This is a genomic window from Gordonia pseudamarae, assembly GCF_025273675.1.
GTDB lineage: Bacteria > Actinomycetota > Actinomycetes > Mycobacteriales > Mycobacteriaceae > Gordonia > Gordonia pseudamarae.
Map to the genome: position 1 here is coordinate 4,575,333 of NZ_CP045809.1, position 12,214 is coordinate 4,587,546.

The 12,214-nt window shown below is 66.1% G+C and carries 12 protein-coding genes; 8 read left to right on the top strand and 4 right to left on the bottom strand.

Annotation, left to right across the window (positions count from 1 at the left end; translation table 11 throughout):
• Positions 1-28 precede the first annotated feature (28 nt).
• Positions 29-283 carry a hypothetical protein gene (locus GII31_RS19975; RefSeq protein WP_246221971.1) on the bottom strand — a complete coding sequence of 85 codons (255 nt, stop codon included), beginning with the start codon at positions 281-283 and terminating at the stop codon, positions 29-31.
• 241 nt (positions 284-524) lie between these two features.
• Here GII31_RS19975 and GII31_RS19980 point away from each other — a divergent pair, with 241 nt between their 5' ends.
• The 4 genes from GII31_RS19980 to GII31_RS19995 all read left to right on the top strand — a co-directional run bounded on the left by GII31_RS19980 (position 525) and on the right by GII31_RS19995 (position 4,954).
• Positions 525-2,240 carry a BCCT family transporter gene (locus tag GII31_RS19980; protein ID WP_213245089.1) on the top strand — a complete coding sequence of 572 codons (1,716 nt, stop codon included), beginning with the start codon at positions 525-527 and terminating at the stop codon, positions 2,238-2,240.
• 158 nt (positions 2,241-2,398) lie between these two features.
• On the top strand, positions 2,399-3,238 hold the full coding sequence (locus GII31_RS19985) for a hypothetical protein (RefSeq protein WP_213245090.1): 840 nt from the start codon (positions 2,399-2,401) through the stop codon (positions 3,236-3,238).
• A 74-nt stretch (positions 3,239-3,312) separates the two neighbouring features.
• The gene (locus tag GII31_RS19990) at positions 3,313-3,906 is read left to right on the top strand and encodes a hypothetical protein (protein WP_213245091.1); all 594 of its coding nucleotides are present in this window, start codon (positions 3,313-3,315) and stop codon (positions 3,904-3,906) included.
• Between the two features lie 154 nt (positions 3,907-4,060).
• Positions 4,061-4,954 (top strand): acyl-CoA thioesterase domain-containing protein, encoded by an 894-nt coding sequence (locus tag GII31_RS19995; RefSeq protein ID WP_213250782.1) that lies wholly within the window; start codon positions 4,061-4,063, stop codon positions 4,952-4,954.
• Between the two features lie 51 nt (positions 4,955-5,005).
• Here the strand turns inward: GII31_RS19995 and GII31_RS20000 are convergent, their stop codons facing one another.
• Both GII31_RS20000 and GII31_RS20005 read right to left on the bottom strand, forming a co-directional pair.
• On the bottom strand, positions 5,006-5,572 hold the full coding sequence (locus GII31_RS20000) for an HdeD family acid-resistance protein (RefSeq protein WP_213245092.1): 567 nt from the start codon (positions 5,570-5,572) through the stop codon (positions 5,006-5,008).
• Positions 5,569-6,813 (bottom strand): phosphatase PAP2 family protein, encoded by a 1,245-nt coding sequence (locus GII31_RS20005; protein WP_407649850.1) that lies wholly within the window; start codon positions 6,811-6,813, stop codon positions 5,569-5,571. Before GII31_RS20005 ends, GII31_RS20000 begins: the two co-directional genes overlap by 4 nt.
• A 224-nt stretch (positions 6,814-7,037) precedes the next feature.
• On the opposite strand from GII31_RS20005, the gene GII31_RS20010 reads away from it, so the two are divergent.
• From GII31_RS20010 to GII31_RS20020, 3 genes are all read left to right on the top strand, one after another.
• The gene (locus tag GII31_RS20010; protein ID WP_213245093.1) at positions 7,038-7,244 is read left to right on the top strand and encodes a hypothetical protein; all 207 of its coding nucleotides are present in this window, start codon (positions 7,038-7,040) and stop codon (positions 7,242-7,244) included.
• Positions 7,245-7,306: 62 nt separating this feature from the next.
• Positions 7,307-8,077 (top strand): deoxyribonuclease IV, encoded by a 771-nt coding sequence (locus GII31_RS20015; protein ID WP_260840131.1) that lies wholly within the window; start codon positions 7,307-7,309, stop codon positions 8,075-8,077.
• A gap of 373 nt (positions 8,078-8,450) precedes the next feature.
• Complete coding sequence (locus GII31_RS20020; protein WP_260840132.1) at positions 8,451-10,286, top strand: acyl-CoA dehydrogenase; 1,836 nt, start codon at positions 8,451-8,453, stop codon at positions 10,284-10,286.
• Positions 10,287-10,392: 106 nt separating this feature from the next.
• Here the strand turns inward: GII31_RS20020 and GII31_RS20025 are convergent, their stop codons facing one another.
• On the bottom strand, positions 10,393-11,169 hold the full coding sequence (locus GII31_RS20025; RefSeq protein WP_213245096.1) for an SDR family NAD(P)-dependent oxidoreductase: 777 nt from the start codon (positions 11,167-11,169) through the stop codon (positions 10,393-10,395).
• Between the two features lie 240 nt (positions 11,170-11,409).
• Between GII31_RS20025 and GII31_RS20030 the strand changes: the two genes are divergently transcribed.
• On the top strand, positions 11,410-12,180 hold the full coding sequence (locus GII31_RS20030; protein ID WP_213245097.1) for an SDR family NAD(P)-dependent oxidoreductase: 771 nt from the start codon (positions 11,410-11,412) through the stop codon (positions 12,178-12,180).
• Positions 12,181-12,214: the final 34 nt, after the last annotated feature.

Consider the following 12,214-nt stretch of genomic DNA (forward strand, 5'->3'; position numbering starts at 1 on the left):
CATCTTTCGGTGAACTCGGTTGGAAAATCTACATATCCGCCGAGTTCTGTCGCGCGCTGTGGGTCCTGCCGATGAAAGCGGGAGAGCCGCAAGGGATCATCGTCGCCGGACACATCGCCTTCAACAGCCCGCGCATCGACGCGGCGCCGGCACGGACATGACCACCGAACACACCCCCGACGCCGCCGGTATCGGATTTGCCGTCCGGGCAACCAAAGACGTCGCATTCATCGGGAAAAGTGCGCTCACACAGCGACAATCGGTCGCGAAACAGGGTCCGCACCCACGGTACCGCGCACGCTCTTCCTTGACGGCCCGTCGGCAGTGATGCTAGGTAAAGAACCGGTAATCATCGACGGCGACGTGGTCGTAGACCCGTCCACGGCACCATCCGGAAGTACGGCACGCATCCGGAAGTAGCGGTCGGTGGCAACCGAGCACCCCGCGATATCGAGGACGCGACGGTTCACCGAGCCGGAACCGTCGTCGCGGCCGACACACCTCTCAGGGAAAGGCACCGCGACATGAGTTCTGCACCGAAGAGCTTTCAGCCCCCGACGAAACCCCGGATCGATCCGGCCGTCTTCGGCGTCACCGCGACGTTCGTGATCGGCTTCGTCATCTGGGGTCTGGTGGCACCGGACAACATGTCCTCGGTCACCGCCGACGCGCTGGACTGGATCACCGACAACGCGGGCTGGCTCTACATCCTCACCTCGTCGGGTTTCGTCATGTTCGCGCTCTACCTCGCATTCGGCAAATTCAGCAAGATCCCCCTCGGCAAGGACGGCGACACGCCCGAGTTCCGCACTGTCAGCTGGATCGCGATGATGTTCAGCGCGGGCATGGGGATCGGCCTGATGTTCTTCGGCTCGTACGAACCGCTGTTCCACTTCACCTCGCCCCCGCCCGGCACCACCGCCGAGGACGTGAAGGTCGCGATGGCGACCACGATGTTCCACTGGGGTTTCCATCCGTGGGCGATGTATGCGGTGGTCGGCCTGGCCATCGCGTACAGCACCTACCGGCTGGGCCGCACGCAATTGTTCAGCGCGGTGTTCGCACCACTGATGGGTAGCCAGGCCAACGGCCCCGGCGGCAAGGTGATCGACATCCTGGCGATCTTCGCGACGCTGTTCGGGACCGTCGCCTCGCTCGGCCTGGGCGCCATGCAGATCGGCTCGGGCATGACCAAGTCCGGCTGGGTCGACAATCCGTCGACGGCACTGCTCGTGGCCATCATCGCGGTTCTCACCGCCTGCTTCGTGGCGTCCGCGGTGTCGGGCGTGGCCAAGGGCATCCAGTGGCTGTCCAACACCAACATGGTGCTGGCCATCGTGCTCGCGGTGTTCGTCTTCGTGGTCGGTCCCACCCTGTTCATCCTCAACCTGCTGCCCACCTCACTCGGCTCCTACTTCAACGACCTCACGTCGATGTCGGCCCGGTCCTCGGCCACCACCGACGCCGACAGCTGGCTCGCCGGCTGGACCATTTTCTACTGGGCGTGGTGGGTGTCGTGGACCCCGTTCGTCGGCCTGTTCCTGGCCAAGATCTCCAAGGGCCGCACCATTCGCGAGTTCATCGTCGGCGTGATGGTGGTCCCGTCGACCGTGTCTCTGGTGTGGTTCGCCGTGTTCGGCGGCACCGCCATCCGACAGTTCAGCACCGGCACCCTGCAGTTCGACCCCGATACCGCGGCCTCGGAGGACACCCTGTTCGACGTCCTCGATCATCTGCCGATCACCGGCATCGCCTCGACACTGGTGATGATCCTCGTCGCGATCTTCTTTGTCTCCGGTGCCGACTCGGCGTCGCTGGTGATGGGAACGCTGTCCGAACGCGGCTCCCACCATCCGAGCCGGACGGTCACCATCTTCTGGGGATCGCTGACCGGCATCGTCGCGGCCGTCCTGCTCGCGGCCAGCGGCGACGACGGCCTCAACGGCATCAAGCAGATGGCGATCATCGCGGCGCTGCCGTTCGTGGTGGTCATGGTCGGCATGTGCCTGTCGCTGTACCTGGATCTGCGCAGGGATCCGCTCATCGTCGCCCGCTCGCACTACCTCGGGAAGTTCGACGATCACGTGCGTACCAGCGCCGCCACGTTCAGCGAGACAGGCGAACTCGGCGTGGTCACCGTCGACCCGGAAACCGGCGTGATCGCCCCGGTGGAGTCCGACGGCCGGCCGGCGGCGAACGGTCACGTGTCCACGTCCACGGACGGGACGCCCACACCCTGACGCCCCTTCCCTGACGCCTGTGCCCGCGACCACACCGGCGATGTGACCGCGGCGCCGCATGGCTGTCGTCACCGGACGGATCGCTGTCGCCACCTGACGGTATTTTGGAATGTATCCGTGCCGGGCCGTCGGCGTCTTCGACGTAGGAGGGGATCTACGTGGCTTCGCCGCTGACCAAGGAACTGTTCAGCCGCTGTGTCGAACGGTCACCGGCGGACAGTCCCGAGGTGGCGCGCGTCCGCAAGGTCCTCGATTCGATCGACTCCGCGATGGCGGCCACGGCCTTCGGCCAATACACCGCGACCAACCGGCCGCAACCGCCCCTCGGCAACCCGTGGAACGACGCGTACGCGGCGAACCACATGATGGAGTGGGCCAGGACGGCAGCCAGACGTGCCCGCGAACGTCGGGCGCTGCAGGCCGCCCGAACGGCCAACCCGTGGCCGTTCGGCGCTGAGGGTGTTCGCGCCCACGGCTCCCTGCCCGGCGATTCCGGGATGATGCGCCCGGAGCCCGAACTGCTCGGCACCGCCGTGCTACTGGCCAACTTCATCAAACTCACCTACGCCGTGCGAAGCGGCATGGTCAACGGACCGATGCTCGTGGGGCAGGTCGATGACACCGTGCACGCGACCAGCCATCAGTGCCATCGCATCTGGTTCCTGCGCACCACCATCGAACGGCCCGAATCGAACTCCGATGTGGCCCGTGCCCTCAACCAGGCCATCAACGAACGCCTGTCCCGGGTCGGCCGAAACTGGGACGAGCTACTGGAGAACGTGTCCCGCCTGGCCGATCTGGCCGGGCAGTGCAGCCACTACAGCGAGATGCTGCGCGATTCCGAACGTCACCAACGACTGCTGGCCCACTACGACAACGCGGGGGCGGACACCGGCGCGCACCGCGCCGAGGCTCTCGATGCGATGAACGGCAACCTGGCCGCGCAGATCGAGTTCATCAACGACACCGCGCGGCGCGTCGCCAACACCCTGCTGTAGCGGCGCCCGGGCACCCAGGCCACCGGTGTAGCCGATCCGTAGCGCAATTCTGTGATTGCCGTCACAATATGAGCATGACTGACACGGGTGTTCTCGCGAAAATCGAGGAAGAGGCGGCCCAGTACCTGTCGGCCGGCGAGTGGGCGCACGCGCTGGCCGAATACTCGGTGCTACGGGAGATCCGTTCGCGGCGGGAAGGCCCGTACTCGATCACCTACCTGTCCAACCTGCACGACTGCGTGCGCTGCATGTCGCAGCTGGCGCTGTGGTCCGACAGCGACCAGGCATGCCGGGAGTTGCACAACAAGTACGTGCGCACACACGGCCGGTCCGAGGCCCAGACCGTCGATGTCGCCAAGCATTGGGCGTGGGCCCTGGTGCATCTCGGTCAACTCCCACCCGCGACCGGCCTATACCTGATGACCGCCGACGCCCTCTGGGACACCGATCCCGCCCAGGCCCGCCAACTGCTCGGCGCGGCCGCCGCCTACCGCGCCCGCACGGGGATGGACACACCCGCGTCCCCCCGGCCGCTGCTGCACGAACCGGCCGTGACCGCGGCCCTGGCCGATCTCACCACCTGGCTGGCCGATGCCGCGACCGATGACGATCTTCACCTCACCATCGACGGTCTCGCCGCCGACGACCCCGGTCCATCACCACACTGAGCTACCCCGATCCGGGTTCCCTCGCTCCGTCAGTCGATCCCATCACCGGATGAGACGGCGCCGATCCCTCGCGCACCCCCGTGCAACAGCCCTGGGGCCACTTGCATAGTGTGCGAAGAGAGACCGATTGAGGAGTGCCCGATTGAGCAGTGCCATGACCGACGGACCCAAGATGGCGTTCTTCACCGAGGAAGACGGCCACTACCTGCCGCTTCCGCTGGCCCGCAGCCTCTGGGGCGCCGACACCCTCACCGGTCCCGCCGTGTGCGGTATCGCCGCGCGCGCCGCCGAAACAGCATACGGCCGAGACGGCTTCCGTCCCGCCCGGTTCACCGTCGACCTGTTCAAGGTGGCCCGCGGGCTACCCACCCGGACCGTTGCCCGAGTCCTGCGCGACGGCGGCCGCATCCGGGTCGTCGAGGTCGACGTCCTGCAGGACAGGCCGTCCGGCGACGAGGTGCTCGTGGCCCGCGGCAGCACCGTGTTCCTGAAGGAGTCGGTCAACCCGCCGGGTGGGCGGTGGTTCAACCCCGCAGACGACACCATCGCCGCCGACGTCCCCACCCCCGAACAGCAGGAGGCCGCGGCCGGTGCCCTCACCGGCGAAGGTCCGTGGGATCCGGCGCTCGCGCCGTGGTTCTTCTCCGGCAGCACCTGGTCCAATGACATGGGTGCCAATCAGACCGACCTCCGGAAGGGTGTGTGGAGCCGGTCGGCGGCCGTCGTCGCCGGTGCACCGCCCACCCCGTTCGAACGCACCGTCATGGCCGCCGAATCGACGAGCCTGATGGGCAACTGGGGCACCGAGGGGATCGCCTTCATCAACTGTGACCTGACCGTCGCACTCAGCCGGCTGCCCGTCGACGCCGGCCGCATCCATGTGCGCGCCGAATCGCACACCGAACACGACGGCATCTCCACCTCGTCGACCGGCCTCTACGACGCCGAGGGCCGCTTCGCCACCGGACTGGTGACCGCCGTCAACAACGTCGCCGCGCAGATCGACTTCGCGACCGTCGACATGCAAGGCCACTACGCAGAAAGCTGAACGTGCCCCGCACCCACGGTCGGGAGCGGGGCACGCACGGCGAATCGGCCCTCAGACCGCCGGCGCCGCAGGCTTCTTGGGGAGGGTGAACAGGTTGACGATGCTGATGACGATCAGCATGATCGCCGACACCCAGACGAGGGTGGCCAGCGCGACCCAGGAGAAGGCGATCATCACGATGCCGGCGATCACCGACACGATGCCCGAGACGACCATCAGCCACTTGGGTGCGTACGGGGTGTCGGTAGCGGCGAAGATGTCACCGAAGCCGGAGAAGATCCAGCCCACACCGATGAACACCGCGAGCATCGCGAGCGATTGGCCGGGACGGACCAGGGCGATGATGCCCGCGATCAAGATAACCGCGCCGAGTACCCCGTGCACCACCCGCCACCCGCCGGGCAGTTCCTTGCCCGCGAAAGCCAGGTAGAGCCGGAAGGCGCCGATGAAGAACAGCGAGATCGCGAACAGCACCGCGATCACCAGCATCGTCACGCCCGGCCACACCAGCGCGATGATGCCCATCACAATGCCGACCACCGAGGTGACGACGATCGTGTTGCGGACTGCGGTCAGCGCATCGTCGGGAAGTCTGTCGGTCACATCTCCGAATGTCATGGCTGTACTGTAGGCGCTCGTAATCGCTGCTGCCGAGGTATCAACCAGCGCCGGTCCACCCACCGGCACACCGCGATCACACTCGCGGCCAGCGCCCAGCCGAGCAGGATGTCGATGACGTAATGCTCGGCGGTGAACACCAGTGCGAACGCCATCGCCAGCGGGTAGGCCATGAACAGTGTCTTACCGAGCGCCTTGACGCGCGGCCACATGAACAGCGCCAGCAGCATCGTCAGTCCGGCATGCAGCGACGGGATGGCGGCGACCAGGTTCGACTTGCCCTGCGCCATGGTGAACAGCTGGGAGGCGTTGTCGATGTTGAGCACGCTCCAGCCACGCCACGAGATGCGTTCGACATAAGGTGCCGCACCGTCGTGACGGGGTTCGACCCGGCCGAGCAGACCGCCGTCGGGTTCAGGGGTCACCGAATGCATACACGGAGGATCGCGCGGATGGTCCTGCACCTGCTCGGCGGTGCACCGGGCCGCTGCCCACGGCGGAGCTGCGGGCAGCAGGGTGTAGCCGATGAGCGCGATGAACGTCGTCGCCAGGAAGCATGCCGCGTACCGGCGCCACACCGCACGATCACGCACCCACAGGATCGCCGCCATCGCGTACGGGACGATGAAATAGGAGATGTAGACGACACTGGTGACGACCTCCCACCAGGTGGGTTCGGCGTGCTTGAGGTGGCTCTGCAGCCATACCGTCGGGTTGACCCCGAACATCGCCTTGTCGATGTCGGGCGCCAGGTGCCACTGCGTCGGCATGTCGATCAGCTGGGCGACGTTGCGGGTCCAGTCGTAGAGCAGCAGGATCAGCACGAACGGCAGCCAGTCGATGACGACGGTGATCGCGCGCCGCCTGCCGATGCAGGCGGCGAACATGCCGAAACACATCAGCAGGATGAGCCGGGTGCGGTCGAAGGCCAGGCCGTGCACCCAGAACTCGGTGAACAGCCCGATCGCCCACAGCCCGATCGCGGCCCGGCGCACCCAGGTCAGATCGCGTCGGGTGACCATGTCGGGGTCGAGTTCAGCGGCCTTGCCCAGGTCGACCCACGGGCGTTCGACGCCCAGCGGTTCGGCCGCCCCGGATTCCGGACCGTCCGGATCGCGATCGCGATCGCGTGAATCCGGGTCGGTCAGGTCGCGATCGGTCAAGTCGCGATCGGTCAAGCCGAGGTCGGGGCCCTGCCGGAGAACCCCGGCACGGGGCGCTGGGGACTCATCGATACTCAACGGGGGCTGCTCCACGGTCTGGTCACGGTCACGACACTCCTCGTCACCCTAGTGGGCCCCGCGCGTTCACCGTCGACGATGTGTCGACACGACACGCCGCGATGGCCGCCATTCCCGAGGACCGAACCTGCATCGTCCGCGCCGCAACGTAGGATTGTGCGTTAGATCACATCGCTACAGCCCTGTTGTCGGCCCACAGTCGATTCGGCAGAACGGAGCTTCCCGTGTCCAACAGGTATCTGCGCTACGGCGACCAGCGCTACATCATCAGCAAGGAGGCCGAGGCGCGGCTTCATCGGTCCCTCTCGGCGGTGTACGACGGCCCCGGCCGCAGCCACGAATGGTTCAACCTGTACCCCGGTACCGAGGCCCCCTGCCACATCCTGATCGCACCCGGGGTGCCGATCACCATCGAGGAACTGCTCGACTGATTCGACCACGACCGCGACCGTAGTGGTTCGGCCGGACGCGAGGTGCGAAGTATCGTTGGCACATGCGCATCGGAGCCCACCTTCGCGAAGACACCGACCCGCTCGGCATGGCGGCCGAACTCGGCATCGACCTTTTCCAGATGTTCGTCACCGACCCGCAGAGCTGGAAGAAGCCCGCCCCCAACCCGCGTGCGCAGGAGTTCCGCGAATCGGCGATCGACGTGGTGGTGCATTCGAGCTACTCGATCAACGTCGCGAGCCTGAACAACCGGCTGCGGATGCCCTCGCGCAAGGCTGTCGAGCAGCAGGCCGAGGCCGCCGCCGATCTCGGCGCGTTCGGGCTGGTGGTGCACGGTGGACACCTCCGCGACGGCGAGGACCGGATGGCCGGATTCGTCAACTGGCACAAGCTCTTCGAACGTCAGGTGGACAAGGGCGGCTTCGGCGTGCCGATCCTGATCGAGAACACCGCGGGCGGCGATCACGCGATGGCTCGCACGCTCGAATCCATCGACCGGCTCTGGAGCGAGGTCGGCGAGTTCGAGCAGGCCGGGTTCTGCCTCGACACCTGCCACGCGTGGGCGGGCGGGGAAGACCTGATCGGACTCGTCGAGCGTGTCAAGGCGATCACCGGCCGGATCGACCTGGTACACCTGAACAACTCCCGCGACGAGTTCGACTCGCGCCGCGACCGGCACGCCAACCTCGAATCCGGCCGCATCGATGCCGCCGTCCTGGCCGAGGTTGCCCGCACCGCCGACGCGCCGATCATTCTGGAGACGCCCACCGAGGACATTCCGGCCGACCTGACGTATCTCCGCGACCGCCTCTGACGCGCCGCCGTTCGACCCACAGCCTCCCGAATCACAGCCTCCCGAACCGCCGCACCCCGAACCGCCGCACTCCGAACCGCCGCCCGGGCGCCCATCCGGCCGGCCGAGAACCGCGCCGGTCGGGCACCTGCGCCGCGGGGCCGGCCCTCCCCGTTCGGCGTCGTTCGGCACAAAAGACCGATATGCCATACAGAAAATTAACCGCTAACAAAAGTTAGCGCTATCACAAAGCTACGACTTGTAGCACATACTCTTCGGGGGTAAACTGAGGTTACTGGCGAGTAACTTAGGTGGCTTGAGTCGTTCCGGTGTACCGACCACCAACCCTCGCTCCTGCCCACAAAAGCAGTAACACCCCAGATAGGAACCACACATGGGTCACTACAAGAGCAACCTGCGTGATCTGCAGTTCAACCTGTTCGAATTCCTCAACCTGGAACAGGTCCTCACCGACGGCGACTTCGGCGACCTCGACAAAGAGACCGCCCTCGACATGCTGCGCGAGGTCCGCACCCTCGCCGAAGGACCCATCGCCGAATCCTTCGCCGACGCCGATCGCAACCCGCCGGTCTTCGACCCCGAGACCCACTCGGTCACCGTTCCGGAAAGCTTCAAGAAATCCTACAACGCCTTCATTGAAGCCGGCTGGGACAAGATCGGCCTGCACGAAGAGCTCGACGGCCTGCCCGCCCCACGCTCGCTGTACTGGGCCATCGGCGAAATGATCCTCGGCGCCAACCCCGCCGTCTTCATGTACGCCGCCGGCTCCGGCTTCGCCAACATCTTCTTCAACCAGGCCACCGACGAGCAGAAGAAGTGGGCCGCCATCTGCGCCGAACGCGGCTGGGGCTCCACCATGGTGCTCACCGAGCCCGACGCCGGCTCCGACGTCGGCGCCGGCCGCACCAAGGCCGTCGAGCAGGAGGACGGCACCTGGCACATCGACGGAGTGAAGCGCTTCATCACCTCCGGCGACCAGGACATGACCGAGAACATCTTCCACCTCGTGCTCGCCCGCCCCGAAGGCGCCGGCCCCGGCACCAAGGGACTGTCGCTGTTCTTCGTCCCCAAGTTCCACTTCGACCACGAGACCGGTGAACTCGGCGAACGCAACGGCGCCTTCGTCACCAACGTCGAACACAAGATGGGCCTCAAGGTCTCCGCCACCTGTGAGGTCACCTTCGGCCAGCACGGCATCCCCGCCAAGGGCTGGCTCGTCGGCGAGGTCCACAAGGGCATCGCGCAGATGTTCGAGGTCATCGAACACGCCCGCATGATGGTGGGCACCAAGGCCATCTCGACCCTGTCGACCGGCTACCTCAACGCCCTCGACTACGCCAAGGAACGCGTCCAGGGCGCCGACCTCACCCAGATGACCGACAAGGCCGCCCCGCGCGTCACCATCACCCACCACCCGGACGTACGCCGTTCGCTGATGACCCAGAAGGCATACGCCGAAGGCCTGCGCGCGGTCTACCTGTACACCGCCTCGCACCAGGACGCCGTCGCCGCCAAGATCGTCTCCGGCGCCGACGCCGACCTCGCGCACCGCGTCAACGACCTGCTGCTGCCCATCGTCAAGGGCGTCGGCTCCGAACGCGCCTACGCCGCCCTCAGCCACGAATCGCTGCAGACCTTCGGCGGATCCGGCTTCCTGCAGGACTACCCGATCGAGCAGTACATCCGCGACGCCAAGATCGACTCGCTGTACGAAGGAACCACCGCCATCCAGGCGCAGGACTTCTTCTTCCGCAAGATCGTCCGCGACCGCGGCCAGGCATTCGCCCACGTCGCCGGCCAGATCCAGCAGTTCCTCGACGCCGAAGCCGGCAACGGCCGGCTCAAGGCCGAACGCACCCTGCTCAAGACCGCCATGGACGACGTACAGGCCATGACCGGCTCGCTCACCGCGACGCTCATGTCCGCGCAGGAAGACCCCAAGCAGCTCTACAAGGTGGGCCTGGGCTCGGTGCGCTACCTGATGGCCGTCGGCGACCTGCTCATCGGCTGGCTGCTGCTGCGCCAGGCCGAGATCGCCCTCACCAAGCTCGACGAAGGCGCAACCGGCGACGACAAATCGTTCTACGAGGGCAAGGTGGCCGTGGCATCGTTCTTCGCCAAGAACATGCTGCCGCTGCTCACCTCCGTGCGGGTCACCGTCGAGAACGTCGACAACGACATCATGGAGCTCGACGAAGCCGCCTTCTGACACCAGAAGAACCCCAAGGAAGAACCACCGGGAAGAACTGAACAGACAGGAATCCACCCCGCCGCTCGGCGGGGTGGATTCCTGTTTTCGGGACAGTCGCCGACGACTACTTCGGAGGCATCCGGATGCCGCCGTCGACGCGGACGACCTCGGCGTTCATGTACGAGTTCACGGTGAGCTCGACAACCATCGAGGCCAGCTCATCGGGGGTGCCGAGACGTCGCGGGAACAGGACGTTCTTGCCCAGGTTCGCCTTGAACTCCTTGGAGTCCTCCTCCGGACCGTAGATCGGGGTGTCGATCAGGCCGGGCATAATGGTATTCACGCGGATGCCGACGGCCGACAGGTCGCGGGCGATCGGCACGGTCATGCCGTTGATGGCGCCCTTGGACGCCGAGTACGACACCTGTCCGATCTGACCCTCCACGCCGGCGACGCTGGAGATGTTGACGATCGAGCCACGCTCGCCGTCGGCAAGGGGCTCGGTGCGGCTGATCGCGGTGGCGCCGAGCCGGATGAAGTCGAACGTGCCGAAGACGTTGACGCTGGTGACCTTCTTGAAGAACTCCAGGTTGTGCGCCGAATCGTAGTTGCCGTCCTTGCCGATGGTCCGCTGCGCCCAGCCGATGCCGGCCGAGTTCACCAGGATCCGGAACGTACCGATTTCCTCGGCCTTGGCGATGGCCGCCTTGATCTGTTCCGAGTCGGTGACGTCGACGCTGATGAAGACGCCGTCGATCTCCTTGGCGATTGCCTCGCCCTTCTCAGCGTTCATGTCGGCGACGACGACCTTGACACCCCTGGCAGCCAGGGCGCGTGCCGAGGCGGCACCAATACCCGACGCACCGCCGGTGACGATTGCACTTGCTCCGTTGATATCCACGATCCGTAGGGTAGCCGGTCTTTCTATGAACTGGAACACGTACTACTTACTGTTGCCCTTTCGTCACTGCTGACCTGGGGAAACGCATGGATCACGACACACCCCCTCCGCACCTGCCGCCCTACACCGACCGAACGCACGGTCGGTGTAGGGCGCCTGATGCCGGTTCCCTACAATTGACACCCGGGGCGCCCCCTATTCCCGGGTCTCGCCTCACCACGAACGTTAAGGAGATCACTCATGTCGGCTGTACTCGACCTGTTTCGGCTCGACGGCCGAGTGGCGGTGGTGACCGGCGCGTCCAGCGGACTGGGCGTGTCCTTCGCCGGCGCGCTCGCCGATGCCGGTGCCGACCTCGTGCTCGCCGCCCGTCGTATCGACAGGCTCGAAGAGACCAAGAAGGTCGTCGAGGCCAAGGGTCGGCGCGCGATCACCGTCGCCTGCGACGTCGCCGACCCGCAGGCCTGTGCCGACGTCGCGACCGCCGCCGTCGAGAACTTCGGCCGCCTGGACATCCTCGTCAACAACGCCGGCATCTCCGACGCGGTGCCCGCCGCCAAGGAGACCGCCGACGAGTTCGACCGCGTCGTCACGATCAACCTCAACGGCACCTTCTACATGGCGCAGGCCTGTGCGCGCGCGATGACCGACGGCGGCTCGATCATCAACATCGCCAGCGTTCTCGGCCTGACCAGCATCATGATGCCGCACGCCGCATACGCCTCCAGCAAGGCCGGCGTCATCGGACTGACCCGCGAACTGGCCCAGCAGTGGTCCGGCCGCAAGGGAATCCGCGTCAATGCGATCGCCCCCGGATACTTCGCCTCCGAGATGACCAGCGGGCTGATCGACGGCGGCTACGCGGACAAGTTCGTCATCCCGCGTACCCTGTTCGGCAGGCTCGGCAACGAGGGCGAACTCAACCCGGCGCTGATCTTCCTCGCCTCCGACGCCAGCAGCTACGTCACCGGAATCACCCTCCCCGTCGACGGGGGCATCCTCACCAACTGAGCATCCCCCAGACCTGGTAGCCCCAGACCGCGTA

Coding starts and splice junctions, on each gene's coding strand:
- GII31_RS20015 (WP_260840131.1), top strand. CDS start 7,307: ATGCGCATCGGAGCCCACCTTCGCGAAGACACCGACCCGCTCGGCATG.
- GII31_RS20000 (WP_213245092.1), bottom strand. CDS start 5,572: ATGACATTCGGAGATGTGACCGACAGACTTCCCGACGATGCGCTGACC.
- GII31_RS19980 (WP_213245089.1), top strand. CDS start 525: ATGAGTTCTGCACCGAAGAGCTTTCAGCCCCCGACGAAACCCCGGATC.
- GII31_RS19995 (WP_213250782.1), top strand. CDS start 4,061: ATGACCGACGGACCCAAGATGGCGTTCTTCACCGAGGAAGACGGCCAC.
- GII31_RS20020 (WP_260840132.1), top strand. CDS start 8,451: ATGGGTCACTACAAGAGCAACCTGCGTGATCTGCAGTTCAACCTGTTC.
- GII31_RS19990 (WP_213245091.1), top strand. CDS start 3,313: ATGACTGACACGGGTGTTCTCGCGAAAATCGAGGAAGAGGCGGCCCAG.
- GII31_RS20030 (WP_213245097.1), top strand. CDS start 11,410: ATGTCGGCTGTACTCGACCTGTTTCGGCTCGACGGCCGAGTGGCGGTG.